Origin of the sequence: Candidatus Blastococcus massiliensis AP3, from assembly GCF_000582785.1 — a bacterium.
Taxonomy (GTDB): Bacteria; Actinomycetota; Actinomycetes; order Mycobacteriales; family Geodermatophilaceae; genus Blastococcus; species Blastococcus massiliensis.
On sequence record NZ_HG931173.1, the window covers coordinates 829911 to 854930 of the forward strand.

The 25020-nt window shown below is 73.9% G+C and carries 27 protein-coding genes and 1 tRNA gene; 15 read left to right on the forward strand and 13 right to left on the reverse strand.

What is annotated here, in order from left to right; translation table 11 throughout:
* Positions 1–6: 6 nt before the first annotated feature.
* Positions 7–1155 carry an acyl-CoA dehydrogenase family protein gene (locus BN344_RS04010; protein ID WP_243736166.1) on the reverse strand — a complete coding sequence of 383 codons (1149 nt, stop codon included), beginning with the start codon at positions 1153–1155 and terminating at the stop codon, positions 7–9.
* 109 nt (positions 1156–1264) lie between these two features.
* Here BN344_RS04010 and dapA point away from each other — a divergent pair, with 109 nt between their 5' ends.
* Both dapA and BN344_RS04020 read left to right on the forward strand, forming a co-directional pair.
* Positions 1265–2167 (forward strand): 4-hydroxy-tetrahydrodipicolinate synthase, encoded by a 903-nt coding sequence (dapA, locus tag BN344_RS04015; RefSeq protein ID WP_040337067.1) that lies wholly within the window; start codon positions 1265–1267, stop codon positions 2165–2167.
* Positions 2168–2274: 107 nt separating this feature from the next.
* On the forward strand, positions 2275–2517 hold the full coding sequence (locus tag BN344_RS04020; protein WP_040337926.1) for a hypothetical protein: 243 nt from the start codon (positions 2275–2277) through the stop codon (positions 2515–2517).
* A 10-nt stretch (positions 2518–2527) separates the two neighbouring features.
* On the opposite strand, the gene BN344_RS04025 is transcribed toward BN344_RS04020, so the two are convergent.
* From BN344_RS04025 to BN344_RS04045, 5 genes are all read right to left on the reverse strand, one after another.
* Positions 2528–3040 (reverse strand): hypothetical protein, encoded by a 513-nt coding sequence (locus BN344_RS04025; protein WP_040337068.1) that lies wholly within the window; start codon positions 3038–3040, stop codon positions 2528–2530.
* A 74-nt stretch (positions 3041–3114) separates the two neighbouring features.
* The gene (locus tag BN344_RS04030; protein ID WP_040337069.1) at positions 3115–3396 is read right to left on the reverse strand and encodes a ubiquitin-like small modifier protein 1; all 282 of its coding nucleotides are present in this window, start codon (positions 3394–3396) and stop codon (positions 3115–3117) included.
* Positions 3397–3406: 10 nt separating this feature from the next.
* On the reverse strand, positions 3407–4486 hold the full coding sequence (locus BN344_RS04035; RefSeq protein WP_040337070.1) for a sialidase family protein: 1080 nt from the start codon (positions 4484–4486) through the stop codon (positions 3407–3409).
* A gap of 56 nt (positions 4487–4542) precedes the next feature.
* A complete protein-coding gene (locus tag BN344_RS04040) occupies positions 4543–5016 on the reverse strand; it encodes a hypothetical protein (RefSeq protein WP_040337071.1) in 474 nt (157 codons plus the stop codon).
* Between the two features lie 88 nt (positions 5017–5104).
* Positions 5105–6277, reverse strand: coding sequence for a L,D-transpeptidase (locus tag BN344_RS04045; RefSeq protein ID WP_040337072.1), 1173 nt, complete (start codon positions 6275–6277; stop codon positions 5105–5107).
* 208 nt (positions 6278–6485) lie between these two features.
* On the opposite strand from BN344_RS04045, the gene BN344_RS04050 reads away from it, so the two are divergent.
* From BN344_RS04050 to BN344_RS04070, 5 genes are all read left to right on the forward strand, one after another.
* Positions 6486–6561 (forward strand) — tRNA-Lys (locus tag BN344_RS04050).
* 124 nt (positions 6562–6685) lie between these two features.
* Positions 6686–7789 carry an NAD(P)-binding domain-containing protein gene (locus BN344_RS04055; protein ID WP_040337073.1) on the forward strand — a complete coding sequence of 368 codons (1104 nt, stop codon included), beginning with the start codon at positions 6686–6688 and terminating at the stop codon, positions 7787–7789.
* A 123-nt stretch (positions 7790–7912) separates the two neighbouring features.
* Positions 7913–8839, forward strand: a complete 927-nt coding sequence (locus BN344_RS04060; protein ID WP_040337074.1) for an ABC transporter ATP-binding protein — start codon at positions 7913–7915, stop codon at positions 8837–8839.
* Positions 8836–9666 carry an ABC transporter permease subunit gene (locus BN344_RS04065; protein ID WP_040337075.1) on the forward strand — a complete coding sequence of 277 codons (831 nt, stop codon included), beginning with the start codon at positions 8836–8838 and terminating at the stop codon, positions 9664–9666. The genes BN344_RS04060 and BN344_RS04065 overlap by 4 nt, the downstream gene beginning before the upstream one ends.
* A 50-nt stretch (positions 9667–9716) precedes the next feature.
* Positions 9717–10058, forward strand: a complete 342-nt coding sequence (locus BN344_RS04070) for a hypothetical protein (RefSeq protein ID WP_040337076.1) — start codon at positions 9717–9719, stop codon at positions 10056–10058.
* On the opposite strand, the gene BN344_RS04075 is transcribed toward BN344_RS04070, so the two are convergent.
* Positions 10018–11223, reverse strand: coding sequence for an MFS transporter (locus BN344_RS04075; RefSeq protein ID WP_231486485.1), 1206 nt, complete (start codon positions 11221–11223; stop codon positions 10018–10020). The genes BN344_RS04070 and BN344_RS04075 overlap by 41 nt on opposite strands.
* A gap of 54 nt (positions 11224–11277) precedes the next feature.
* Here BN344_RS04075 and BN344_RS04080 point away from each other — a divergent pair, with 54 nt between their 5' ends.
* The 3 genes from BN344_RS04080 to BN344_RS04090 are packed head-to-tail and all read left to right on the forward strand — an operon-like array spanning position 11278 to position 14742.
* Positions 11278–11814 (forward strand): DUF488 domain-containing protein, encoded by a 537-nt coding sequence (locus BN344_RS04080; RefSeq protein ID WP_040337077.1) that lies wholly within the window; start codon positions 11278–11280, stop codon positions 11812–11814.
* A 10-nt stretch (positions 11815–11824) separates the two neighbouring features.
* Positions 11825–12424, forward strand: a complete 600-nt coding sequence (locus BN344_RS04085; RefSeq protein WP_040337078.1) for a biliverdin-producing heme oxygenase — start codon at positions 11825–11827, stop codon at positions 12422–12424.
* Entirely contained in the window at positions 12421–14742 is a 2322-nt protein-coding gene (locus tag BN344_RS04090; protein ID WP_040337928.1) for a SpoIIE family protein phosphatase, read from the forward strand. Before BN344_RS04085 ends, BN344_RS04090 begins: the two co-directional genes overlap by 4 nt.
* A gap of 31 nt (positions 14743–14773) precedes the next feature.
* Here BN344_RS04090 and BN344_RS04095 read toward each other — a convergent pair whose 3' ends face one another.
* The 3 genes from BN344_RS04095 to BN344_RS04105 form a co-directional block, all read right to left on the reverse strand.
* Positions 14774–15037 carry a hypothetical protein gene (locus BN344_RS04095; protein WP_040337079.1) on the reverse strand — a complete coding sequence of 88 codons (264 nt, stop codon included), beginning with the start codon at positions 15035–15037 and terminating at the stop codon, positions 14774–14776.
* Between the two features lie 11 nt (positions 15038–15048).
* Positions 15049–15822, reverse strand: a complete 774-nt coding sequence (locus BN344_RS04100) for an SDR family NAD(P)-dependent oxidoreductase (protein ID WP_040337080.1) — start codon at positions 15820–15822, stop codon at positions 15049–15051.
* Between the two features lie 80 nt (positions 15823–15902).
* Positions 15903–16739 (reverse strand): polysaccharide deacetylase family protein, encoded by an 837-nt coding sequence (locus tag BN344_RS04105; protein WP_051515534.1) that lies wholly within the window; start codon positions 16737–16739, stop codon positions 15903–15905.
* 267 nt (positions 16740–17006) lie between these two features.
* On the opposite strand from BN344_RS04105, the gene BN344_RS20980 reads away from it, so the two are divergent.
* Positions 17007–18797: a sensor domain-containing diguanylate cyclase gene (locus tag BN344_RS20980; protein WP_155858740.1), complete on the forward strand. Its 1791-nt coding sequence runs from the start codon at positions 17007–17009 to the stop codon at positions 18795–18797.
* Positions 18798–18831: 34 nt separating this feature from the next.
* Here the strand turns inward: BN344_RS20980 and idi are convergent, their stop codons facing one another.
* Positions 18832–19359 (reverse strand): isopentenyl-diphosphate Delta-isomerase, encoded by a 528-nt coding sequence (gene idi / locus BN344_RS04115; RefSeq protein WP_040337081.1) that lies wholly within the window; start codon positions 19357–19359, stop codon positions 18832–18834.
* A gap of 80 nt (positions 19360–19439) precedes the next feature.
* Here idi and BN344_RS04120 point away from each other — a divergent pair, with 80 nt between their 5' ends.
* From BN344_RS04120 to BN344_RS04135, 4 genes are read left to right on the forward strand one after another with little or no spacing between them, the layout of a single operon-like run.
* On the forward strand, positions 19440–20285 hold the full coding sequence (locus tag BN344_RS04120; RefSeq protein ID WP_040337931.1) for an alpha/beta fold hydrolase: 846 nt from the start codon (positions 19440–19442) through the stop codon (positions 20283–20285).
* Between the two features lie 4 nt (positions 20286–20289).
* Positions 20290–21657 carry an MFS transporter gene (locus BN344_RS04125; protein WP_040337082.1) on the forward strand — a complete coding sequence of 456 codons (1368 nt, stop codon included), beginning with the start codon at positions 20290–20292 and terminating at the stop codon, positions 21655–21657.
* Positions 21654–21845, forward strand: coding sequence for a helix-hairpin-helix domain-containing protein (locus BN344_RS04130; RefSeq protein ID WP_040337083.1), 192 nt, complete (start codon positions 21654–21656; stop codon positions 21843–21845). Before BN344_RS04125 ends, BN344_RS04130 begins: the two co-directional genes overlap by 4 nt.
* A gap of 44 nt (positions 21846–21889) precedes the next feature.
* Positions 21890–23008, forward strand: a complete 1119-nt coding sequence (locus BN344_RS04135) for an NAD-dependent epimerase/dehydratase family protein (protein WP_040337084.1) — start codon at positions 21890–21892, stop codon at positions 23006–23008.
* Positions 23009–23013: 5 nt separating this feature from the next.
* On the opposite strand, the gene BN344_RS04140 is transcribed toward BN344_RS04135, so the two are convergent.
* Positions 23014–23724: a PaaI family thioesterase gene (locus tag BN344_RS04140; RefSeq protein ID WP_051515536.1), complete on the reverse strand. Its 711-nt coding sequence runs from the start codon at positions 23722–23724 to the stop codon at positions 23014–23016.
* Positions 23717–24871 (reverse strand): acyl-CoA dehydrogenase family protein, encoded by a 1155-nt coding sequence (locus BN344_RS04145; RefSeq protein WP_040337085.1) that lies wholly within the window; start codon positions 24869–24871, stop codon positions 23717–23719. The genes BN344_RS04140 and BN344_RS04145 overlap by 8 nt, the downstream gene beginning before the upstream one ends.
* Between the last annotated feature and the right edge of the window lie 149 nt (positions 24872–25020).

The following is a 25020-nucleotide window of genomic DNA, read 5'->3' on the forward strand; positions in this document are numbered from 1 at the left end:
GCGACCTCAGACACCCAGCGAGCGGCCGACGATCTCCTTCATGATCTCGGTCGTCCCGCCGTAGATGGTCTGGATGCGCGAATCGAGATACGCCTTGGCGACCGGGTACTCCAGCATGTAGCCGTAGCCGCCGTGCAACTGCAGACACCGGTCGATGACCCGCTTCTGCAGTTCCGTCGTCCACCACTTGGCCATGGCGGCGTCCTCGGCGGTGAACCGGCGAGCGTTGTGCTCGAGGATCGCCTTCTCGAGGTAGGTCTCGGCGATGGAGACCTCGGTGTGCATCTCGGCGAGTTCGAAACGGGTGTTCTGGAATTTCCCGATCGGCTTGCCGAACGCGGTGCGGTCCTTGCAGTACTGGACAGTGAGGTCCAGCAGGATGCGGGCGGAGGCGACCGCGCCCGCGGCGATGGACAGCCGCTCCTGGGGCAGGTTCTCCATGAGGTGGAAGAAGCCGTGCCCCTCGGTGCCGAGCAGGTTGGCCGCCGGCACGCGGACGTCCTCGAAGAACAGTTCCGCGGTGTCCTGCGCCTTGAGGCCCACCTTCTCCAGGTTCCGGCCGCGCTCGAAGCCGGGCATCCCGCGCTCGACGACCAGCAGCGAGAAGCCGCGGGCCCCGGCCTCGGGGTCGGTGCGGCAGACCACGATGACGAGGTCGGCGTTGATGCCGTTGGTGATGAACGTCTTGGAGCCGTTGAGCACCCACTCGTCGCCGTCCCGGCGGGCCGTCGTCTTCAGGCCCTGGAGGTCGGAGCCCGCGTGCGGCTCGGTCATGGCGATCGCGGTGATGATCTCGCCGCTGACGACGCCGGGCAGCCAGCGCTGCTTCTGCTCGTCCGTGCACAGCCCGGTCAGGTACGGCGCGACGACGTCGTTCTGCAGGGTGAAACCCAGCCCGCTGGCGCCGGCCCGGCTGATCTCGGCGGAGAGCACGGCGTTGTAGCGGAAGTCGTCGATCCCACCGCCGCCGAACTCCTCGGGCACGTCCATGCCGAGCAGGCCCTGCGCGCCGGCCTTGAGCCACACGGAGCGGTCGACCACCCCGGCGGCCTCCCAGTCGGCCTGGTGGGGAACGGCCTCCTTGGCGAGGAAGTCGCGCACCATCGCGCGGAACGCCTCGTGCTCGGCTTCGTAGAGCGCGGACTGCACGGCCACCCCCGGGGGTCGGAGAACGCCTCCGGCCGGAGGCTGCGGTCAACATAGCGGTCAGCTCTGACCGCACTGAGTCCCCGGTCACACCGTGGACAGCCAGTAGGTTCCCCCCATGCCGGGACCTTCCGCCGAACGCCCCTTCGGCGCGCTGCTCACCGCGATGGTCACACCGATGACCGACGACGGAGCCCTGGACCTGGACGCCGCCGCACGTCTCGCCGTCCACCTCCTCGACTCCGGGCACGACGGCCTGGTGGTCAACGGCACCACCGGCGAGGCGCCCACGACGTCGGACCAGGAGAAGGCCGACCTGGTGCGTGCGGTGGTCGAGGCCGTGGACGGCCGCGGGGTCGTGCTGGCCGGCGCCGGCTCCTACGACACCCGGCACGCGGTCGGCCTGGCGCGGCAGGCCGCGGCCGCCGGCGCCGACGGACTGCTGGCCGTGACCCCGTACTACTCGCGCCCCTCGCAGGACGGCGTGGTCGCGCACCTGACCGCCGTCGCCGACGCCACCGACCTCCCGGTGATGCTCTACGACGTCCCGGCCAGGACCGGCCTGCGACTGGACCCGGACTCGCTGCGCCGGCTCGGCGAGCACCCGCGCATCACCGCGGTGAAGGACGCGACGGAGGACCCGGCGGCCGCTCTGCGGCGGATCGACGACACCGGACTGGCCTGGTACTGCGGCGACGACGCCATGCTGCTGCCGTTCCTCTCGGTGGGCGCCGTCGGGCTGGTGAGCATGGCCGGGCACCTGGTCGGCGACGAACTCGCGCACGTCATCGCCCTGGCCGAGGGCGGTGAGCCGGTGCGGGCCCGCGAGGTGTTCCGCTCGGCACTGCCCGCCATCGACGTCATCTGCGGCTCGCGCAACGGAGCGCTCCGCTCGAAGCTCGCGCTGACCCTGCTGGGGCTCATCCCGAGCGCGGCCATGCGGCTCCCGCAGCTCCCGGCCGGCGAGGCGGAGATCGCCGAGGTCCGGGCGGCTCTCGCGGTGGCGCTCGGCCACCGGTAGCAGATCCGACGTCGCGATCCGCGACGGGCGGGACGGGTGTGACGGGTGCGCCGAACACGCACCCGGCGGTGCTGGCCCCGGGGCGCGATGGCTCGGACCCTGACGTCATGACCAGCGTCTACGCGTACGGCACAGCCCACGCGGTCGTGATGGTCGGCGCCTTCGGGGCGAACGGGCTCCAGCCCCGCCAGATCGGACCGGCGCACGCCACGATCGGTCGGGTGGCCGGACAGAGCCGCAAGGCGCTGTGCGGCGCCTACGTCTCCATCGACGAGCAGCTGCCGTGGCCGCCGGAGGGCTACGAGGACCAGCAGCTCTGCGCCGCCTGCGCCGAGCTCGCCGCTCTCTGACGCTCCGGCGCTATTTCTCGACGGACTCGACGAGCTCGCACTCGCCTCCGTAGTCGATCCAGGGAGCGCCGTCGCTCTCCGCACCGGGGCTACCGAAGAACACGAACCGTTCGCACTCGTACCGGACCCATCCGTGTCCGCCGGAGGGCGGGGCCCCGGGGAACCGCTCACCGACGATCTCGTAGCGACCGTCGCCGAGCACGCGGAAGTGCGCGCGGATGGACTCCCCCTCGTCGCCGTACGAGGAGTGGGTCAGCTCGGCCGGCCGGCCGGCGTCGAAGGCCTCCCGGAAACAGGTGCGCGCCTCCAGGTTGGGATAGCCCTCGGTGGACGGCTCGTCGACCCCGCAGCTCGGGAGTTCCCGCCGCTGGCCGTACCACGACGGTGCCTCGACGGGATCCCCGCCCGCCGTCTCCGTGCTCGGACTTAAGGCTGGAGCGGGGATGCGCTCGACGGCGTCGTCGGTACCGCAGGCGGCCAGGCTGAGACACAGTGCGGCGGTCAGGGAGAGAAGGCGACCCATGCCCTTGAGACGCTTCCAGCGGTTCGATCCGCTGCACGGCGCCCCAGCCCGCTCCACGCACGGAGCCTGACGGCTCAGCCGCCCGCGACCGACGGGAGTACCTGCACCTCGGCGCCGTCCGCTACCGGCGTGCCCAGACCCCCCGCGAAGCGCACGTCCTCGCCGTCGACGTAGACGTTCACGAACCGGCGCACGTTCCCCGTCTCGTCCCGGATCCGGCGGCACAGCACCGGGTGCTCGGCGGCGAGCGCATCGAGGACGGCGGCCAGCGTGCCGCCCTCAGGCTGCAGCTCGAGGTGACGGGCCCCGCCCGCCAGTCCGGCGAGAGCACCGGGCAGCAGCACCTGGACGCTCATCGTCGGCCCCTCACGGCAGCCGGTAGGCCCGGACGGCGAGGACGTCGGGCAGGTGGTCGACGACGAGGCCGAACGTGTCCCCCTCGTCCGCGCTGGCGTAGACGCAGCCGTCGCGCGTGCCGACGTAGACCCCGGTCGGGTCGTTCCCGTCGACGCAGAACGCGTCCCGCATGACCGCCGTCCAGGCGGCGTCGGGCAAGCCGGCGGACGACTCGGTCCAGGTCGTACCGGCGTCGCGGGTGCGGTGCACGCGCAGCCTCCCGTCCGGCGGAACCCGCTGCATGTCCGCCACGAGCGGCACCACCCAGGCAGTGCCGGGGGCGCTCGGCGACGCGGCGATCGGGAACCCGAAGTCGGCCGGGAGCCCGTCGGCGATCGACATCCACTGCCGGCCGGCGTCGTCGGTGCGGAAGACCCCGAAGTGGTTCTGGGCGTACATGCGGTCGGGGTCGGCCGCGTCGACGGCGACCTTGTGCACGCACTGGCCGTACTCGGGCGGCTCCGGCAGGAACGGGGCGGTGATGCCGCGGTTGCGCGGCTCCCAGCCGTCGCGGCCGTTCTCGCTGACGTAGACGCCACCGGTGCTCATCGCCACGGTGACCCGGTCGGTAGCCGCGTCGGGCAGCACGGTGTGCACCGCTCCCCCACCGCCGCCGGGCTCCCAGGTCGGCCGGTGCGGGTGGTCCCACAGTCCGCGGACCAGCTCGAAGTGACAGCCGCCGTCGGTGCTGCGCCACAGCGACTGCGGCTCGCAGCCGGCCCACACGACGTCGGGTCGGTCGGCGGTGTCGGGGCGCAGCTGCCAGACCCGCAGCAGCGCGGCCTCGGCGTCCTCGGGGAAGCGGATGCCGCCGTGCTCGGTCTCCTGCCACGTGGCGCCGAGGTCGTCGGACCACATGACCGTCGGGCCCCAGTGCCCGTACTGGATGCCGGCGAGGATCCGCGGCTGCGGACGGCGGGTGTCGACGCAGACGGCCGCCACCTCCTGGGCCAGCAGGTGCGGCCCGTCGACGGCCCAGGTGCGCCGGTCGTCGCCGCTGCGGGCCAGCCACAGCCCCTTGCGCGTCCCGATGGCGAGCAGATCTGTCATGGCGCCCCTCCGATGTCGACGGTCCTCGATCATTGGACCGCCCGGAGGGGCAGAAGTCAGCGGCGTGTGGCGCCGCCGGTTCCCTGCTCGTCGCCACGGGGCGCCTGGGTGGCATCCGGCTGCACCGTGTCCTGGTGGTCGGCGTGCCGGCCGGCGGGAGCACCGTCGTCCCTCGACGTGTCGCCGCGGGCCAGGTCGGGGGCTGCCTTGTGGGCACGGGCACGGAGATCCTCGGCCGCCGAGCGGTTCTCGTCGGCGCTGGCAGCACGCTCGCGGGCCTGCTGCTCGGCGAGGGCGGCGCGCTCCTGCACCTCGGCGAGCTCCCGCCTGGCGTGGGCCGACTGCTCCTCGGCCATCGCCTGGTCCTTGTCCGCGCGGGCGGAGCGGATCTGCGCCTCCTGCAGTTGCTCGCGGGCCTGCTCGCGCTTGCGGGCGCCGGTGACCCGCGACCGCTTGCTCAGGAACAGCACCAGCAGCGCGATGAGCGCCACTGCGACGACGACGAGTACGACGATGAGCCAGGTATCCATGGTGCGCCTCCCTCGGTTGCCGGGAGGGATGCCCGACGGCCGCAGACAGGAAACGCCCGTGACCTGCCGGAACTCCAGCGGCCGCGGCTCACTTGAGCGCGCTGCCGGCCTGCCACTCGTCCCACGGGATGGTCCAGTCGGAGATGTCGCCGTCGGCCTCGGAGAGGGCCGGGCCGATCGAGTTCTTGATCTCGACGACGTCGCCGGGCTGCGAGAAGTCGAAGAACCAGGCCGCCCGCTCCGTGGAGAGGTTGATGCAGCCGTGCGAGACGTTGCTGTTCCCCTGCTGCGCCACCGACCACGGAGCGGCGTGCACGAACTCGCCGTTGTTGGACAGCCGGACCGCGTACTCGACGGGGGTGCGGTAGCCGTTCGGGCTGTCGACCGGGACGCCGTAGGTGCTGGAGTCCATCACCCGGTCGCGGTTGAGCTCGGTGACCACGTGCGGCCCGTTCCGGCTCGGGAACTCGGGGCCGCCCGCGCTCATCGGGAAGCTCTGCACCAGCCGGTCGCCGTCGTACACGTCGAGCGTGAACGTCGAGGCGTCGGCGATGGAGACGTGCCTGTCCCCGATGCTGAACTCGATCGTGCGGTCCTTCTCGCCCCAGACGCCGTCGCCGAAGTCGACGCCGTACAGCTTCGCGTCGAGGGTGACGTCGATGTTCGCCGGCCAGTACTTCGACGGCCGGAAGTGCACCTCGCTGTCGTTGAGCCAGCTCCAGACCCCGTCGGTCGGCGTGGAGCTGGTGACGACCAGGTGGCTCTCGACCGCGGCCTTGTCGGTCACCGGGTCGTCGAAGTAGACGCGGATCGGCATGCCGACGCCGACGGTCGTGCCGTCGAGCGGTCCGATCGACGGCGTGGACAGGGTCGTGGGCGTGACGGTGGTGAAGGTCGTCGACGCCTCCGTCGCCTCGTCGGCCGAGTTCGTGGCGGTCGCGGTCAGCGTGTACGTCGTGCCGTAGGCGAGCGGGGCCTCGGGCGTCCAGACCTCGGTGCCCGAGTCGCCCCCGGGGGCCTCCTCGACCGCACCGGCGACGGGCGCACCCGCATCGTCGACCACGGTGACGCCGGCCAGTTCGCCGTCGCTGACGGAGATCTCCAGCGGGGTGACCGGGGAGACGTCGGCGGCGCCGTCCTCCGGAGCGAGCGCGACCTGCGGCGCGGCGCTGCCGGCCGGGTCGCTCCCGGCGTCGTCCCCACTGCATCCGGCCAGGAACACCAGCGTCCCCGCGGCCAGGACTGCGGCTGCTCGTCGCACCTCGCGCCCCCCTCACCAACCGGCACCGAAGGCGATGGGTGCACGGAGACTCCAGTGTCCACGGTTCGCCCACACCACGGCCCCGACGTGCGCAAACGCACGCCGAATCGGTATCGGGCGGAGTGTGGCGAGGCCCTCCCCCTCACCCCGCACCGGCGGGGAGGCGCGCTGGTATCGTTCTCCCTCGTTGCCCGGCCAGCCGGGCGACGCGCCATTAGCTCAATTGGCAGAGCAGCTGACTCTTAATCAGCGGGTTCGGGGTTCGAGTCCCTGATGGCGCACCACCCCGACGCGGGCCGGTCCTCGAGGACCGGCCCGCGTCGTCGTTCAGGGGTGGGCGTACCGCCACGTGCCACCGCGTCCGGGTGGCGGTGGAAGGACCCGGGGTCCGGATCGGTTGATCCAGGGGTGAGCAGCACACCGGCACCCCGCGACGTCGACGTCGTCGTCATCGGTGCCGGTCAGGCCGGGTTGTCGACCGCCTACGGCCTGCTCCGCCAGGGCTTCCCCCCGCACACGGGGTTCGTCGTCCTCGACGCCGAGGCCGCGCCGGGCGGCGCCTGGCAGCACCGCTGGGACTCCCTCACCCTCGGCACCACCCACCGGGTGCACGACCTGCCCGGCCTGCCCTTCGTCCCCGACGACGGGACCGCGCCCGCCGTGGAGGCCGTCCCCACCTACTTCGCCGAGTACGAACGCCACTTCGACCTGCCGGTGCTCCGGCCCGTACGCGTCCGAGCCGTCCGTCGCACCGCCGACGACCGGTTCCGGGTCGAGAGCGACGCCGGCACCTGGACGGCCCGCGCGGTGGTGAACGCCACCGGTACCTGGACCCGCCCGTTCGTCCCCCGCTACCCCGGCCAGGAGACCTTCCACGGCCGCCAGCTGCACACCGTCGACTACCGCTCCCCCGAGGCGTTCCGCGGGCAGCACGTCGTCGTCGTGGGTGGCGGCTCCTCGGCCACCCAGCTGCTCGGGGAGATCAGCCGGGTCGCCTCCACCACCTGGGTCACCCGCCGCGTACCGGTCTGGCGGGACGACGAGTTCGACGAGGACGCCGGTCGCGCGGCCGTGGCCCTGGTCGAGGAGGCCGTCCGCGAAGGCCGCCGGCCGGGCAGCGTCGTCGGCGTCACCGGGCTGTCCACGAACACGCCCTACATCCGGGACGCCCTCGACCGCGGCGTGCTCGACCGGCTGCCGATGTTCGACCGGATCACCCCCGACGGCGTCGAGTGGGACGCCACGGACACCTCCCCGGCCCGGTCGGTCCGGGCCGACGCCATCCTCTGGGCGACCGGCTTCCGCGCCGCCGTCGGCCACCTCGCCCCGCTGCAGCTCCGGTCGCCCGGCGGCGGCATCCGCATGGACGGCACCTCCGTCGCGGGCGAGCCCCGCATCCACCTGGTCGGCTACGGCCCGTCGGCGAGCACGATCGGCGCCAACCGCGCCGGGCAGTCCGCCGCCCGTCAGCTGCGCCGACTGCTCCGGCCGGAGCTCGCCCGGCCCGCCTGACGGGGGCATGCCCGTAGGGGACTGTTCAGGGTGCGTTCAGGGCGCTCCCCGATGTGCCGGACACCCGTGCGCCGCCAGGCTTCCAGCCATGACTTCACCGATCTCGCACACCGGGGCGCGGCCATGATCACCGCCTCCGGACTCACCAAGAAGTACGGCGCCAAGACCGCCGTCGACGGCGTCTCCTTCACGGTCGCGCCGGGTCGGGTGACCGGCTTCCTCGGCCCCAACGGCGCCGGCAAGTCGACGACGATGCGCATGGCCCTCGGCCTCGACCGTCCGACGGCGGGCAGCGTGACGGTCAACGGCCGCCGCTACCAGGACTCCCCCGCCCCGCTGCGGGAGGTGGGCGCCCTGCTCGAGGCACGCGCCCTGCACCCCGGCCGCTCCGCGCGCGACCACCTGCGGTGGCTGGCCGCGAGCAACGGCATCCCGCGTACCCGGGTGGACGAGGTGCTCGGGCTGGTCGGCCTCGAGAACGTCGCCGACACCCGGGTCGGCAAGTTCTCCCTCGGGATGGGCCAGCGGCTGGGCATCGCCGTCGCGCTGCTGGGCGACCCGCCGGTCGTCGTCCTCGATGAGCCGGTCAACGGGCTGGACCCGGAGGGCATCCGCTGGGTGCGCAACCTCGCCCGCCGGCTGGCCACCGAGGGCCGCACCGTGTTCGTCTCCAGCCACCTGATGTCGGAGATGGCACTCACCGCCGACCACCTGCTGGTCATCGGCCGCGGCCGGATCCTCGCCGACTGCTCGATGCCCGACTTCATCGCCGAGCACGCCGCCTCCTACGTCCGGGTCCGCACCCCCCAGCGCGGCCAGGTCGCCGACCTGCTGCGCGGCGCCGGTGCCGAGGTCACCCCGGTCGACGGCGAGCTGCACGTCCAGGGCATGGACGCCGCGGCCGTGGGCGAGCTGGTCGGCGACAAGGGCCTCTACCTGCACGAACTGACCCTGGTGCGCTCCTCCCTCGAGGACGCCTTCATGACCCTGACCGCCTCGAGCGTCGAGTACTCCGCGCGCGAGGCCGACCCCGCCGGAGCCTCCCGATGACCGTCACCGCCACCAGCAGCACCGTCGCGCTCGACCCGAGACGCAACGTGCCCGGCCCCCGCCCCGGGTTCGGCTCCACGCTGCGCGCCGAGTGGATCAAGTTCTGGACGGTCCGCTCGACCATGTGGTCGACCGTGATGCTCTTCGTCCTCGGCGCGGGGCTGACCGTGCTGATCTGCGCCACCAACGCGGAGTGGCTGGCCAGCAGCGAGGCCGACGAGCACCCCGGCTCGTTCATCACCTTCGGCATGACGTTCGCCCAGATCACCGCGATCGTGCTCGGCACGCTGGCCGTGACCAGCGAGTACGGCACCGGCATGATCCGGGCGACGCTGGCCGCGACCCCGCGCCGGGGCGCGGTCCTGGCCGCCAAGGCCCTGGTGCTCAGCGCGACGCTCCTGGTCGCCGGCACCGTGACCGCCTTCGCCGGCTACTTCGGTGGTAACTGGTTCCTCGAGAACGAGGGCGTCGGCCTGGCCCTGAGCGACGACGGAGTGCTGCGGTCGATGTTCGGCAGCGGCCTCTACATGGCCGGCCTCGGCCTGCTGGCGGCCGGCGTCGGGCTGCTGGTGCGGCACACCGCGGCAGCACTGTCGACCGTCCTGGCCCTGGTCTTCGTCATCGGCAACATGGTGTTCCTGCTCCCCGGCGCCTGGGGCGACTGGGCGGGCAAGCTGATGCCGGGCAACGCCGGATCCCCGATCGCCGCTCCGGTGTCGTTCAACCCCAACCTGCTGGACCCGTGGGTCGGCTTCGCGGTGTTCGCCGCGGAGGTCGCCGCGGTCCTGCTGGTCGGCTACCTCACCTTCCGCCGCCGGGACGCCTGATCCCCCACCCACCTGTCCCCCGGCCAGCCCGGCCGGGGGACAGTGGTGTCGTGACGTCTTCCGATCCGGCCGCCGACGGGCGGCGCCGCGCCGACGAGTTCCTCACCCTGCTGGCCGCGGGCGACCCGGCCGCCGACGCGCTGCTCGAGGAGCTCACCGAGGTGCGCGACCTCGTCTTCCTGGGCGCCGGGCTGACCGCGATCGCCCGTGCCGAGGGGCGGGCGCTGCCCACGGCACAGCGCGCCCAGGCGAGCACCCGCCAGGTGGGCCTCGGTCAGCTGCGCGACTCCTCGCGCGGCGACGTCGAGGGGCTGCGTACGTGGCTGCGCCGGTCGGGCGAGGAGATCCTGTTCATCCGGTCGCTGCACGCCGCCGGTCGCGCCTCCGGCTGACCGCCCGGCTGGGGCGGGCCGCCGTGCCGGCCACGGGCAGCAGCGCGGCGAGCACGGCCGCCACGACGACGTAGGTCCAGTCCAGACCGATGCCGGCGGCCACCACCCCGAGCGCGAGCGCGCCGGTCGCCGTCCCGGCGTCGAACGAGGCGTTCCACATGGCGCTCGCCGCCGTCGCCCCGTCGTCGCCGGCGCGGACGAAGGAGCTCAGCAGCGTCAGGTTCTGGATCGCGCCGTAGCCCGCGCCGAACACCGCCGCCCCGACCAGCACCCACGCGTCGCCGGCGACCAGGCCGGCCGCGATCACCACCATGCCCACCGCCGCCGTGGCGAGACCCAGCGGCAAGAGCCACCGGAGTCCCACGCGGTCGGCGAGCGTGCCCGCGCGCCAGCGGGCCACCGCGCCGGTGGCGCCGAAGAGCAGCAGGGCGACCGTCACGAGCACGCCGTCGGGGCGCTCGATCGGCAGGAAGGTCACCACGCCGCCGCCTGCCAGGGTGACGGCGAACAGCACGAGCGACGGCGCGAGTGCGGCCAGCACCCCCGCACGGTTCGCCCCCGCCGCTCCTGCGGCCGGCTGCGCCGCCACGGAGCGGACGAGCAGCGGCACGAGCGGCACCCCGAGCAGTGGCGAGGCGCTGAGCCAGGCCAGCCAGCCCACCGAGTCCCCGAGCACCAGCGCCACGCCGGCCGGCACCGCCACCAGGTTGGTGAGCGCGATGGCCAGGCCGTACAGCCCGATGGACTCGCCGCGCCGCCCCGGCGGGGCCACCTGCGCCGACAGCGTGGCGCCGAGCACGGTGAGGACGGCGAACCCGGCGCCACGGACGGCCGACAGCGCGGAGATCGATGCCATGCCGTCGTCCAGCACGTAGAAGGGCGAGGGCACACCCATCGCCACCAGACCGACGATTAGCACCGGCCCGACCCCGAACCGTGCGGTCAGGGCGGGGATCGTCGCCTGCACGGCGATCGTCACGCCCAGGAAGACGGCGGTGACCACGCCGGCGGTGCTCGCGGCCGCGCCCCCCGACACGGCGTACACCGGCAGCGAGGCCAGGGTGAGCGAGTAGCTGAGGAAGCCCAGGGCCGTCACCCCGAACAGGGCCTGCATGCCGCGGAGCCGCCACAGCGACGTCCGCCGCTCCACGCCCGTCCCGCCCACGCCCCGAGCATGACGGCGCGTGCCGCCGCCGTCCCGACCGGGTAGGCAGGTGCCGTGCCACTGCTGACGGTGGGCCACGGCCCGCGCGACCGGACCGCCCTGGGTGCGGCCCTGACGCAGGCCGGTGTCGAGGTCGTCGTCGACGTCCGCCGTTTCCCCGGCAGCCGGGTCAACCCCGACGTCCGGCGGGAGGCGCTCGAGGAGTGGCTCCCCGCGCTGGGCATCGGCTACCGCTGGGACGCCCGGCTCGGCGGCCGGCGCAGCCTCCCCGCCGGCGAGCCGGTCGAGGACGGCTGGTGGACCGTGACCCAGTTCGCCGCGTACGCCGCGCACACCCGGACGCCGGAGTTCGCCACCGCGCTCGACGAGGTGCTCGCCGAGGCGGCGGACGCCACCGTGGCGGTGATGTGCAGCGAGAGCGTCTGGTGGCGGTGCCACCGGCGGCTGATCGCCGACGTCGCCGTCCTGACGCGGGACGTGCCGGTCACCCACCTCATGCCCGACGGCCGGCCGGCACCGCACCGCCCCTCCGCGGGCGCGGTGCTCGGGGACGACCGGTTGCTCTCCTGGCCCGCCGAACCTGTCGCCTAGTCTCGACGCGATGCTCGGGGAAGAAGACGTGCTGCGGCTGCTGCGCACCGGCACCGCGGCCGAGCACGACGACGTCGAACGCACCCTCGACCTGCTCGACCCGTCGCTGAGCCGGGCGCGGCTGGCGCACGTGCTGGACCTGATGCACGGCTTCTGGCGGGCCGCCGAGAGCGGGCTCGACCGGTGGGCGGACGCCTTCCCCGTCGACGCCGGGACGGTGGCGTGGCCGCGCCGCCGCCGCGCGGAGCTGTTCGCAGCGGACCTGCGGGCCCTGGGGACCGCGGCGTCCGCGCCGCTGCCGCAGCTCCCTCCGGTGCCCGGCACCGACGAGGCACTGGGCCGCATGTACGTGCTCGAGGGCTCCACCCTGGGCGGCGTCTTCATCGACCGGCACCTGGCCGGCCTGCTGGACCTGGCCGGTGTCCGCGTGCGCGCCTTCTCGCCCTACGGCGAGGAGACCGGCGCCATGTGGGCGGCGTTCCGGCGGGCCACCCGTGCACGTGTGGCCGGCGGCGGCGACAGCGCGACGATGCTGGCCTCGGCCCGCACGACCTTCGCCGCCCTGGCCGACTGGTGCCGGCCCGCCGCGGTGCCGGGCGTGCGGGCATGACCGGCGCCGGCCCCGACATCGAGTTCCTCGCACCGGGCACGCCGATCGACCTGACCAACTGCGAGCGCGAGCCGATCCACGTGCCCGGGAGCATCCAGCCCCGCGGCGTCCTCGTCGTCGTGAGCGACCCCGACCGCGTCGTCCAGCAGGTGTCGGAGAACCTCGCGGAACTGACCGGCGTCCCGTGGGACCAGGCACTGGGCCGCCCGCTGGCCGACGTCCTGGGCAAGGCCCCGGCCGCGGAGGTGATCCGCTCCTCCGGCGCCTTCGGCGATCTCCGCGAGCGCAACCCCGTCGAGCTCGTCCTCGACGTCGCGGGCGAGAGCGTGCCGTTCGACGCGATCCTGCACCGCACGGTGATCCCCGGCGACCTGCCCACCTCGAGCCTGGTGGTCGAGCTGGAACCGGCGCGCGGGCCCCGGCCGTTCTCCTTCCCGAACACCTACCAGGCCGTCCGCGGCACCATCGGCGAGCTCAACCGGGCCTCGTCGCTCCAGGAGCTCTACGACATCACCGCCCAGGCGGTGCGCACCCTGACCGGCTTCGACCGCGTGATGGTCTACCGCTACGACGCCGACTACAACGGCGAGGTCGTCGCCGAGGCGCGCTCGCAACTCGTGCCCAATTCCTTCCTGGGGCTGCACTACCCGGCCTCGGACATCCCCGCCCAGGCGCGGGCGCTGTACGAGAAGAACTGGATCCGGCTGATCTCCGACGTCGACTACGAGCCCGCGGTGCTGCAGCCGACGGCGCACCCGGTGAGCGGGGAGCCGCTGGACCTGACGTACTCGACCCTGCGGAGCGTCTCGCCGATCCACATCGAGTACTTGAAGAACATGGGCGTGCGCGCCTCCATGTCGATCTCGCTGCTGCGCGACGACACGCTCTGGGGCCTCATCGCCTGCCACCACTACAGCGGCCCCCACGCCCCGCCGTACGCCACCCGCGCGGCGGCGGAGTTCCTCGGCTCGACGCTCTCCCTGCGGCTGGTCGACCGCGCCGAGGAGGACGAGGTGAGCAGGGCGCTGCGGGCCCGCTCGACGCTCACCCGGATGACCGCGGCCACCCTCGACGAGGACCGTGCGCTCACCGACTCGCTCCTGGGCTCCCCCGGCCTGCTGGACCTCGTGCCCGCCGACGGCGTCGCGGTCCGCCTGCAGGGCCAGGCCGGCAGCAGCGGGACCCCCCTGCCGCCCGGGGTCGCCGACGCGGTGGTCGCGTGGGCCGCGAGCCACGGGGACGACGTCGTCGCGACCGACTCGCTGCGGCGCGACGCCCCGCTCCTCGCCACTCCGGTCGAGCCGGCCTCCGGCGTCCTGGTGCTGCCGCTGCCGGAGCGCCAGTACGTGCTCTGGTTCCGCGCCGAGGCCGTGCGGCACATCGACTGGGGCGGCGACCCGCACAACAAGGCGATCGCCGAGCAGGAGGGCGACGAGATCCGGCTGAGCCCCCGCAAGTCCTTCGACCGCTGGCGGGAGACCGTGCGCGACCGGTCGGACCCGTGGACCTCCGCGCAGGTCGCCGAGGCAGGAGAGCTGCGCACCCACCTGCTCGAGGCGCTCTACGCCCGCTCCCGCAGCGTCGTGCGCGCGGCGGAGACCCTGCAGCGCAACCTGCTGACCGAGCCGGTACCGCCCGCGGGGTGCGATCTCGCCGTCCGATACGTGCCCGCCGCCCGCGAGGCCCAGGTCGGCGGCGACTGGTACGACGTGTTCGACCAGTCCGACGGCTCGACGGTCCTGGTGATCGGTGACGTCGCCGGCCACGACACCCGCGCGGCGGCGACCATGGCCCAGCTTCGGGGACTGCTCCGGGGCATCGCCTACGCCGGCAGCGCCGGCCCGGCCGCCGTGCTCGGCCAGCTGGACGCGGCCATCGACGGGCTCGGTCTGGGCGCGCTGGCCACGGTGCTGGTGGGCCGGCTCGAGCACGCCGCACCCGGCTCCGACGACGGCCGCACGCGGGTGCGCTGGGCCAGCGCCGGGCACCTGCCGCCGCTGGTGTGCGACCGGAGCGGCGCCGTGCAGGTCCTCGACACCCCACGCCCCGGGCTGATGCTCGGGGTGGACCCGAGCCGGCCGCGCGCGGAACACGAGCTCGTCCTCGAGCCCGGCGGCACGCTCCTGCTCTACACCGACGGCCTCGTCGAGCGGCGCGACCAGGTCTTCGACGACGGCGTCGCGCGGCTCGCCGGTGCGCTCGGCGACCTGGGCGGGCGCCCCGTCGCCGAACTGTGCGACGAGCTGCTGGCCCGCCTGCTGCCGCCGCGCGTCGAGGACGACGTCGCGCTCCTGGCCCTCCGGCTCCACGAGCGCTGACCTCCTCCTCACCCGGGTGTGGCCGCGCGGGTCAGTCCTGGCCGGGGGCCTCGAAGCGCGGTACGAGCCCGTCGTCGGGCGGACCGCCGGAGGCCGGGAGCGGTCCCTCGTCCTCGGCGGCCCGGACCTCGGCGATGACGGGCTCGGACCGTCCGACGTCGCGCTCGAGGGCGGCGAGCAGCCGCTCCTCGCTCGGCGACAGGTCACCGGGTCCGAGATGGCCGCCGTGCCCCGCCTCGGGGCCCGTCGCCATGGCGGTGTCGGGGGTGGGGTCCTGCGGATCGGGCACGGTCATGCGCTGCCTCCTCATCGGGGGAAGTTCGGCTCGAGTCGCGGCACGATCTGCATCTCGGGGACGAACGCCGAGGGATGCAGCAGCACGAGGGTGCGCACCATCTCGGCCACGGCCGACGGCGGCATCATCAGGTGGGACGGGATGCCCCACTGCTCCATCATCGGCGTGTCCATCGCGGCCGGGATGACCGACTGCACGCGGCACGGGAAGGGCCGTTCGCTGCCGTCGGGCTGCCGCACGGCCTTCTCCCGCAGCTCGCGCTGGATGCACCTCGTCCCGTTGAGGAACCCGGCCTTCGACCCGTTGTAGGCGATGGCACCGCTGCCGGAGGTGATCGCCGACAGCGACACGATGTGCACGACGTCGGCGGTGCGCCCCTCCGGCAGGTGCTGCACCCGCTTGGTGAACTCGCTGGTGAGGAAGACCGGTCCCTCGAAGTTCACCGCCTGCACCCGCCGGTAGTCGGCGAGGTCGATGTCGGTGATGTAGCCCGGCCGGTCGATGCCCGCGACGTTGACCAGGATGTCGAAGCTGTCGCCGTGCCGGTCGAACAGCCCGGCGACCGCGGTGCGCCGGCTCTCGTCGTCGGTGACGTCCAGGGCGACGACCTCGGCCGAGCCCCCGGCGTCGGCCACCAGGCCCCGCGTCGCCTCGCTGCCCGCGGCGTCGATGTCCGCGATCGCCACGTGCGCACCGGCCTCGGCCAGGGCCACCGCGGTGGCTCTCCCCAGCCCGCTCGCACCGCCGGTGACGAGTGCGACGCGCCCCTTCAGCGGCTCCTCCATCGGTCCCCCACGTGACGCTCCGGTCGGTTCCCGACAGCCTCGCCGAGAACGTCGTCGACCGCAGGTCGGAGCGGGTCGGGTCAGCGGGGGACGCGGCCGGTGGCCACGACGCCCTGGAAGAGCGGCGGGGGCGGGGCCCAGGCGTCGGCCAGGGTCACCGTGCGCAACCCGCGTTCGCGGATCAGGTCGAGCAGCTCGCCGTAGACGGTGGTGACCGTCCGGTGGTTGGCGTGCCCGACGACGATCGTCTGCGCGGCGAACCATTCGCGGGCGTACCCGACGAGCTCGGGCCCGGTCAGCACCCGCGAATCGCCCAGCGTGCCGTTCCACATCGCGATCGTCGGATGCCCGCAGTCGGCAGCGATCCGGTCGGTGCGCTCGTCGCGGGCACCGAACGGCGGCCGGAAGAACGGGGTCTCGCGGACGCCGAGGGTCCTCCGCAGGAAGTCCCGGTTGCGGGTGATCTCCTCGGCCACCTCGGCGTCGGTGAGCCGGGTCAGGTCGGGGTGGGACCACGTGTGGTTGCCGAAGGCGATCTGCCCGGACTCGGCGAGCGGCCGGAGGACGGCGGCGTTGTCCTCCCACGACCGGTACCGCCCGTTCGGGAAGAAGGTCAGCCGGACGTCGGCGTCGACGGCCAGGGCGGCGAAGGCTGCGACGACCTCGGAGTTCGTGCCGTCGTCGATGGTCAGCGCCAGCCCGTTCCCCTCACCCGGGAGCGCCGTGACCACCCCGGTCGGCGGCGGCAGCGCCGCCGGCGCCAGGGGTGCGGTGGCGGCTGCCGGCGACGGCGGAGCGGGTGCAGCGGCCGGGGCGGGCGTGGTCTCCCCTGCTCGCGTCCCGGTGACCGCGCCGCGAGCAGTGGCGGCCACGGCCAGACCGGCCGCGAGGGTGAGCAGGAACTCTCGTCGCTCCACGGCGCGACGCTAGGCAGGCGCGGGAGCCCGTCCGGGCAGGCGCACGGCGACGCGCCGGGCCACCTCGCAGCGTCATCTCGCGGCAACGTGACGTCACCGATCGGGTCACCTCCGGTATCCGCGAGAATCCGTCGAGTAACCCTGGAGGGTGGAGTCACTCCAGCGATCGCACGAGCACGCTTCAGCAATCCCGCGGCTCGGCCGAAGCGACGAGGGACGCACCACCACGTGCGGACCTGGAGCGAGACGATCGAGAGAGGTGCGGGTGTGCTGGGTCTCCGAAAGCCCCGCCTCGGCGTCCCGTGGGCGATCGTGGTGCTCACGGCGTGCGTGGTCGCCATCGCGGCGGCGCTGTTCGTCGTCGGCGTCCGCCCGCTGTCCGGAGCACCGACGGCACTGACCCTTCCGTGGGTGTTCTGGGTCGCCACCTTCCTGGTCGCCGAGACGCTGGTGGTCAACGTCCAGTGGCAGCGCGAGGCGCACATGTTCTCCATGGGCGACCTCGTGCTCGCCGGCGGCCTGCTCCTGGCGACGCCGCGCGACCTGGTCGTCGCCCAGGTCGTCGCCTGCGCGGTCCTGCTGGTCGTCCAGCGCCGCCAGCGTGGCGTGAAGCTGGTCTTCAACCTCGCCGTCTGCGCGCTCAACGCCTCCCTGGCCACGACCGTCTTCGCCGCCCTCGCCGGGACGACCGGGACGTGGGACTGGCTGGCGGCGCTCCTCGCCGTCCCGCTCAGCACGGCCGTGGGCGACCTGTTCATCGTCGCCGCGATCGCCATCTCCGAGGGGCGTGCCGAACTCGCCCCCTTCGTCGAGATGTTCACGCTCTCGGTGCCGTTCAGCCTGGGCTCGGCAGCCTTGGGGGTGGTCATGGCCCGGTCCGCCGTCAGCGATCCCGCGTCGCTGGCGCTCCTCACGGTGCCGACGCTGCTCATCGTCGCCTCCTATCGGGCCTACACCGGCGCCCGCGAGCAGCGGGAGAACCTCCGCGTCCTCCACGAGGTGACGTCCCTGCTGCACACCAGCGGCGACAGCGAGGAAGCGCTCGGCCACTTCCTGGACTCCGTGCGCTCGGCGTTCCGCGCCGAGATGGCCGAGCTCGTCCTGCTGGGGCCGGCGGATCGTGAGGGCGCCACCGTCAGCCGTAGCCGTGAGGGCGCCGAGGCCGTGGTCATGGCGCCCCTCGACGACCACGAGGGTCACCGCCGACTCGTGCACCTGGCCACCGCCTCGGGAGCCCTCACCTCTCGCACCGGCACGGGCCCGGTGCAGCACCTGGCCCGCTACATCTCCGGCCGCGGGATGAAGGACGCCATGGTCGCCGCGCTGCGCACCGAGGACCGCGTGCACGGGCTGCTGCTCGTCGGCGGGCGCTTCGGCGACAGCACGACCTTCAGCTCCAGCGACCTGGCCCTGCTCGACACCTTCGCCCGCCACGTCGCGACGACGCTGGAGCGGGGCCGCCTGGAGGAGAACCTGCGCCAGGTCACCGACCTCAAGGAGCAGCTGCGTCACCAGGCCCTGCACGACCCGCTCACCGGACTCCCCAACCGGACGCTGATCCTGGACCGGGTGCGGCAGGCGGTGGACAGCGCCCGGCGCACCGCGATCTGGCCCGCCGTCCTCTACCTCGACCTCGACGGCTTCAAGCAGGTCAACGACACGTTCGGTCACGAGGCCGGCGACGTCCTGCTGCGCACCGTCGCCGACCGGCTCCGCAGCTGCCTGCGGCCCGGCGACACCGCTGCGCGCATGGGTGGCGACGAGTTCGTCGTCCTGCTCGACGGGCCGATCGACCGGGTCGACGTCGTCGGCGTCGTCGACCGGATCCGCGCCCAGCTCGACCTCCCCGTGGTCCTCGCCGGCGACGTCGTCACGACGGTCGGCGCGAGCATCGGCGTCGCGCTGGGGGGCGAGACCGTCGCCGACGCCGACGCCCTCGTGCGACAGGCCGACAGCGCGATGTACACGGCCAAGCGCGCCCCGGACGTCCGCTTCCTCGTCCACGAACCCGCCCAGGACGTCCAGGTCGCGCGGACGGGCCCCGCCGCAGCGAACTAGCCGGAACGCCCGGCCTGCTCACCGCGGCCGACGGTCACGCCGGAGGAAGCAGGCCGGCGTCCTCGATCATCCGCGCCTGCTCCCGACACCAGGGCGACCACGCGTCGCCCTCGGTCTCCTGGCGACGCCGGAACGCCGCCCAGTCGAGCACCTCCCACTCACCGACCTCGGTCGGGTCGGGGGCGGGCGAACCGGTGAAGCGGCCCAGGTAGACGGGGCAGATCTCGTTCTCCACGACACCGAGGAACTCGGCGCGGTACCGGTAACCGGGCAGCGCCGGACGGATGTCGCTCACCTCCAGGCCCAGCTCGAAGTCAGCGCGCCGGGCGATGGCGGCGCCGTCGTCCTCGTCCGGCCCGGGATGGCCGCAGACGGTGTTGGTCCACATGCCCGGGAAGGTCTGCTTGTCCGCGGCGCGCCGGGTGACCAGCAGCCGGCCGTCGTCGTCGAACAGGTACGCCGAGAAGGCGCGGTGCAGCGGTGTCTCCCCGTGGTGGACGAGCGGCTTGGGCATGGTGCCGATGGACCGGCCGGACTCGTCGACCAGCACGATCAGCTCCATGCCTGCTTGTCTCCTCACCGGTGGACCCTTCGGGCGCCGCTCGTCACGACAGTAGAGCCGTTCTTTGGCACAGTCGCGTGGTGGACAGCTTCCGCCGTGACGGCCTCACCTTCGACGTCCGCGATGCCGGGCCGGACGACGGCGAGCCCGTCGTCCTCCTGCACGGCTTCCCGCAGGACTCCGCCGCCTGGGACCGGGTCGCACCGGCCCTGCACCAGCACGGCCTGCGCACGCTGGCGCCCGACCAGCGCGGCTACTCACCCATGGCCCGCCCGCGAGGCCGCGCGCACTACCGCCTCCGCGAGACGGTCGGCGACGTGCTGGCCCTGCTGGACGCCGCAGGCCTCGAGAGCGCCCACGTCGTCGGGCACGACTGGGGCGGCATCGTGGGCTGGGGGCTGGGCGCCTGGCACCCGGACCGGGTGCGCACGCTGACCGCCCTCTCCGTCCCCCATCCCGCCGCGATGTCCAAGGCGCTGGTCACCAGCGACCAGGGACTCCGGTCCCTCTACATGGGCCTGTTCCAGGTGCCGGTGCTGCCCGAGCGGATGCTGCTCGCCGGCGACGGCGCGGTGCTGCGCCGGCTGCTGCACAGCGGCGGCCTGACGGACGACGTCGTCGACCACTACGTCCGCCGCATGCAGGAGCCGGGCGCCCTGTCGGCCGCGCTGGGCTGGTACCGGGCGCTGCCGTGGACGGGTCGCGACCCGGTGGGCAGGGTCCGCGTGCCCACGCTGCACGTGTGGAGCACCGGCGACGCCTTCCTCGGCCGGACGGCGACCGAGGCCACCGAGCGCTTCGTCGACGCCCCCTACCGGCTGGAGGTGCTGGAGGGGGTGCCGCACTGGATCCCGGAGCTCGCCGCCGAGCGCGTCGCCGAGCTGGTCACCGCGCACGTGCGCACGGTCGGCCGCTCGGCAGACTGACGGCATGACGGCGACGGCGTCCCCGACCACCCGGGCCGAACGGCTCGACCGGCTGCCCTTCACCCGCGAGCACGGCCGGCTCGTGTTTGGCTCGGGGCTGGGCTGGGCCCTCGACGCCATGGACGTCGGGCTGATCTCGTTCGTCCTCGCGGCGCTGGCCGCCCAGCAGCAGTGGGGGGTCACGGACTCCGAGCTGTCCTGGATCGCGTCCATCGGGTTCGTCGGCATGGCCCTGGGCGCCACCCTCGGCGGGCTGCTCGCCGACCGGATCGGCCGGCGCCAGGTCTTCGCGCTCACCCTGCTGGTGTTCGGCCTGGCCACCGGCGCCGCCGCGCTGTCCTGGTCGGTCGGCGCGCTCCTGGTCTTCCGCTTCCTCATCGGGCTGGGCCTGGGCGCCGAGCTGCCCGTGGCCTCGACGCTGGTCAGCGAGTTCGCCCCCGCACGGGTGCGCGGCCGGGTGGTCGTCTGGCTCGAGGCGTTCTGGGCGCTCGGCTGGACCATGGCGGCACTGGTCGGCTTCTTCGTCGTCCCGCGCAGCGACGAGGGATGGCGATGGGCACTGGCCATCGGCGCGCTCCCGGCGCTCTACGCCGCCGTGGTCCGGTTCGGGCTGCCAGAGTCGGTGCGCTTCCTCGAGACGCGCGGCCGGATCGACGAGGCGGAGGCCGCGGTACGGCGGTTCGAGCAGTCGGCCGGAGTGGCCGCGGTCGAGTCGCCGCTGCCGGAGCCGGTCGCCTCGCCCGGCCCGAGAGCGCTCTGGGCAGCCGGCACCCGGGCCAGGACCGCGGCGCTCTGGGTGGTCTGGTTCAGCATCAACTTCGCGTACTACGGCGCCTTCATCTGGCTGCCCACCCTGCTGGTCGCGAACGGCTTCACGCTGACCAAGTCCTTCGGCTACACGCTGGTCATCACGCTGGCCCAGCTGCCGGGATACGCCGTCGCCGCGTACCTGATCGAGAAGTGGGGCCGCCGGCCGACGCTGGCCACGTTCCTCGTCGGCTCCGCCGTGGGCGCCGGGCTGTTCGCCGCGGCCGGCAGCGACACCACCATCCTGCTCACCGGCATGGTGCTGTCCTTCTTCAACCTCGGCGCGTGGGGCGCGCTCTACGCGGTGACGCCGGAGGTCTACCCGACCGTGCTGCGCGCGACCGGCGCCGGGGCCGCGGCAGGATTCGGCCGCCTGGCGTCGATCGCCGCACCGCTGTGCGTGCCACCGCTCGTCGACGCCGGGGGCAACGGACTGGTGTTCGGCACGTTCGCGGCCTTCTTCACCCTCGCTGCCCTGGCGACCTGGGGCCTGCCGGAGCGACGGGGCCAGGCGCTCGACCAGGAGTCGCTGGCCCCCTCGGCCGGCCGGGAGGTGGCGCGATGACCGGCTCCCCCGACCTGCCGCCCATCGGCGCGCCGGCGACCGGTGCGCTGCGCGCGGCCGGCTACACCCGGCTGGACCAGCTCGCCGGGGTCCCCGAGCGGGAGCTCGCCCGGCTGCACGGGGTGGGCCCCAAGGCGCTGCGCATCCTGCGCGAGGCCCTCGCCGAGCGCGGACTCTCCCTCGGCTGACCGCGCCGCCGGTTGCTCGCGGGGCGTCCGGGTAGCGGCAGGTCATGGCTGAGTTCTCCCCGGGACACCTGCAGGGCGCCACCGTCGCGGTCACCGGCGCGAGCGGCAACGTCGGGACGGCGCTGCTGCGGCGGCTGACCCGGCCCGGCAGCGGCGTCGCGGAGGTGCGCGGGCTGGCCCGCCGGGTGCCGCCCGAGGTGGCGCCCTACGACGGCGTCCGGTGGTTCTCCGCCGACCTGGGGGACCCTGCCAGCGACGCCGTCCTGGCGGAGTTCGTGGACGGCGCGGACGTCGTGATCCACCTCGCCTGGGCGCTGCAGCCCGGACGCGAGCCCGACCGGCTGCACAAGGTGAACGTCGACGGCTCCTGGCGGGTCGCCCGGGCAGCCAGCGCCGCCGGCGTGGAGCAGTTCCTGCACATGTCCTCGATCGGCGCGTACGCCGCGGGCGCCGTCGGCCGGCGGGTGACCGAGGACTGGCCGACCACCGGCATCCCGAGCTCCCAGTACAGCCGGGACAAGAGCGAGGCCGAGCGCGTCGTGCGCCAGGTCCTCGCGCACCGGACGCCCACGGTGCTGTCGGTCGCGCGGCCCACGCTGGTGCTCCAGCCGGAGGCGGGCAGCGAGATCGGCCGCTACTTCCTGGGCCCGCTGGTCTTCGCCCTCGCCCGGCAGGTCCCCGGCGCGCTGGCCCGGCTGCTGCCCCTCCCCCTCCCGAACCTGGCGGTGTCGTTCGTGCACTCCGACGACGTCGCCGACGCGCTGGAGCGGATCGTCGACCGCCGGGTGCCCGGCCCGTTCAACATCGCCGCCGAGCCGGTGCTGGACGCTGCCGGCATCGCCGAGGCGCTGGGCACCCGCCGGATCCCGGTGCCCGCTCTCGCCCTGCGCGTGCCCCTGCAGGCTGCCTTCACCGCCCACCTCGTACCCACCGAGCCGGGCTGGCTGGACATGGGCACCTCGCTGCCGGCCATGGACACCACCCGCGCCCGCTCGCTGCTGGACTGGACGCCGGCCCACCGCGGTGACGAGGTGCTGCGCCAGTTCGTCGCCGCGCTGGGTGCCGGCACCGGAGGACCCGGCGCGCTGCTGCGCCCGGCGTCCGGGCCCGAGCTCGATCCGGCCGGCGACCCGGCGAACGCACCGGGACCTCGCGCGAACTGAGCGCCTCAGCCGTCCGAGGAGGTGGACGTCCAGGCGCCGATCGCCCGGCCGGTCTTCGCGAAGACCTCCGAGGCCCGCTCGGGACGCAGCGCGATGAGCAGCGCCTCACCCTCGGCCAGCGTGGTCTCCGGATCGTCCTCGGCCACCAGACGGGCGGTCGCGGTGGCGCGGCGCCCCTCGACCTCGACCAGCTCACCGGTGGCCAGCAGCGGGATGCCGAGCCGGGCCGGCCGGCGGTAGGTGATCGTCAGCTTGCCGGTCAGCCCGCCGTGCCCGGCGCCCCGGGCCGCGCGCGCCAGTACGTGGTCCAGCAGGGTGGCCACGACGCCGCCGTGCACCAGCCCGGGCGGGCCCTCGTGCTGCTTGCCGACGGTGACCCGGCCGGTGCAGCGCCCCTCGCCGGGGAAGTCCTCGACGACCAACGGCGGCGCGACCGGGCTGCCGGGACCGTAGACCGGGCTGAACCAGCGCTCGCCGGTCGCCGGGTCGTCCACGGTCGCGATCTCGTGCAGCTCGCGCAGGTCCGCCGACAGCAGGGCGGTCAGCTCCCGGGCCGCCCGGGTGGCCTCGGCCAGCCGGTCGAGCGGCACCTCGGTGCGGACGGCGGCGTCGACGAGCTCGCGCAGCGCCGCACCCAGCTCCCCGACGGCGTCGCGGCGGACCGCCCGCTCCTCCGGGCTGAGCAGACGGTCCGGCGGAGCTTCGTTCTCAGCCACGCTGCATGCCGGCCTCGCGCAGCAGCGCGCCGCCGATGATGACCCGCTGCACCTCGCTCGTGCCCTCGTACAGGCGGAACAGGCGGGCGTCGCGGTAGAAGCGCTCGACCGGCGTCGTCCGCAGGTAGCCCATGCCGCCGTGCACCTGGACCGCCTTGTCGACCGAGCGGCCGACCATCTCGGTGCAGAAGAGCTTGGCCGACGAGGGGCCGACCGAGGTGTCCTCACCCGAGTCGTACCGGGCGGCGACGTCGCGCACCAGGCTGCGTCCGGCGACGAGCTCGGCGTGCATGTCGGCGAGCATCGCCTGCACGAGCTGGAAGCGGCCGATGGGCGCCCCGCCCTGCTTGGCGGTGGCGGCGTAGGCGACCGACTCGTCGAGCACCCGCTGGGCCATGCCGACGCAGAGCGCGGCGATGTGCAGCCGGCCGCGGGAGAGCACGGTGAGCGCCTTCGCGTAGCCGCGCCCCTCCTCGCCGATCAGCGCCTCGGCGGGCACCCGCACGTCGTCGAAGAAGACCTCGGCGGTCCAGGCGCCGGACTGGCCCATCTTCTTGTCCTTGGGGCCGACCGTGACCCCCGGCGTCGAGGTCTCCACCACGAAGCTGGAGATGCCGCGGCCACCCTTCTCCTCCGGGTTGCTCCGGGCGAAGACGACGAACAGGTCGGCCAGCGGCGCGTTGGTGATGTAGCGCTTGCTGCCGTTGATGACCCACCCGTCGCCGTCGCGGCGGGCTGTCGTCCGCAGCCCGGCCGGGTCGGAGCCGGCTTCGGCCTCGGTGAGGGCGAAGGAACCGATCAGCTCACCGGCGGACAGCCCCGGCAGGTACTTCTTCTTCTGCGCCTCGGTGCCGAACTTGGCGATGACCTGGCCGGAGATCCCGTTGTTGGTGCCGAACAGGGACCGGAAGGCCGGCGTCGTGTAGCCGAACTCCATGGCGAGCTCGACGTCCTCGCTCATGGTGACGCCGAGGCCGCCGTACTCCTCGGGGAGCGCGTAGCCGAACAGGCCCATCTCGGCGATCTGCGCGCGCAGCTCGTCGGGGATGCGGTCCTCGTCCTCGATCCGTTCCTCGAGCGGGATGACCTCCTCGCGCACGAGCTGGCGAACGGCGTCCCTGATCTGACGGAAGTCCTCGGCGTCCACGCGGTCATGGTGACGCGTGGCTCACCCCCGGGGTGCAGCGGGGTCCCCCCGTGAGCCATGCGAACTCGTGGCCATCAGCGATCGATGACCACGACTTCGCATGACTCGGCCTCCCTGTGGACGGCGCCAACGGGGGGACCCGCACCGCA

Excerpts from the sequence above, each read along its gene's own strand:
- BN344_RS04085 (WP_040337078.1), top strand. The coding sequence starts at position 11,825 with ATGCTCGGGGAAGAAGACGTGCTGCGGCTGCTGCGCACCGGCACCGCG.
- BN344_RS04090 (WP_040337928.1), top strand. The coding sequence starts at position 12,421 with ATGACCGGCGCCGGCCCCGACATCGAGTTCCTCGCACCGGGCACGCCG.
- BN344_RS04100 (WP_040337080.1), bottom strand. The coding sequence starts at position 15,822 with ATGGAGGAGCCGCTGAAGGGGCGCGTCGCACTCGTCACCGGCGGTGCG.
- BN344_RS04125 (WP_040337082.1), top strand. The coding sequence starts at position 20,290 with ATGACGGCGACGGCGTCCCCGACCACCCGGGCCGAACGGCTCGACCGG.
- dapA (WP_040337067.1), top strand. The coding sequence starts at position 1,265 with ATGCCGGGACCTTCCGCCGAACGCCCCTTCGGCGCGCTGCTCACCGCG.
- BN344_RS04060 (WP_040337074.1), top strand. The coding sequence starts at position 7,913 with ATGATCACCGCCTCCGGACTCACCAAGAAGTACGGCGCCAAGACCGCC.
- BN344_RS04135 (WP_040337084.1), top strand. The coding sequence starts at position 21,890 with ATGGCTGAGTTCTCCCCGGGACACCTGCAGGGCGCCACCGTCGCGGTC.
- BN344_RS04025 (WP_040337068.1), bottom strand. The coding sequence starts at position 3,040 with ATGGGTCGCCTTCTCTCCCTGACCGCCGCACTGTGTCTCAGCCTGGCC.
- BN344_RS04030 (WP_040337069.1), bottom strand. The coding sequence starts at position 3,396 with ATGAGCGTCCAGGTGCTGCTGCCCGGTGCTCTCGCCGGACTGGCGGGC.
- BN344_RS04065 (WP_040337075.1), top strand. The coding sequence starts at position 8,836 with ATGACCGTCACCGCCACCAGCAGCACCGTCGCGCTCGACCCGAGACGC.
- BN344_RS04130 (WP_040337083.1), top strand. The coding sequence starts at position 21,654 with ATGACCGGCTCCCCCGACCTGCCGCCCATCGGCGCGCCGGCGACCGGT.
- BN344_RS04095 (WP_040337079.1), bottom strand. The coding sequence starts at position 15,037 with ATGACCGTGCCCGATCCGCAGGACCCCACCCCCGACACCGCCATGGCG.
- BN344_RS04020 (WP_040337926.1), top strand. The coding sequence starts at position 2,275 with ATGACCAGCGTCTACGCGTACGGCACAGCCCACGCGGTCGTGATGGTC.
- idi (WP_040337081.1), bottom strand. The coding sequence starts at position 19,359 with ATGGAGCTGATCGTGCTGGTCGACGAGTCCGGCCGGTCCATCGGCACC.
- BN344_RS04040 (WP_040337071.1), bottom strand. The coding sequence starts at position 5,016 with ATGGATACCTGGCTCATCGTCGTACTCGTCGTCGTCGCAGTGGCGCTC.
- BN344_RS04035 (WP_040337070.1), bottom strand. The coding sequence starts at position 4,486 with ATGACAGATCTGCTCGCCATCGGGACGCGCAAGGGGCTGTGGCTGGCC.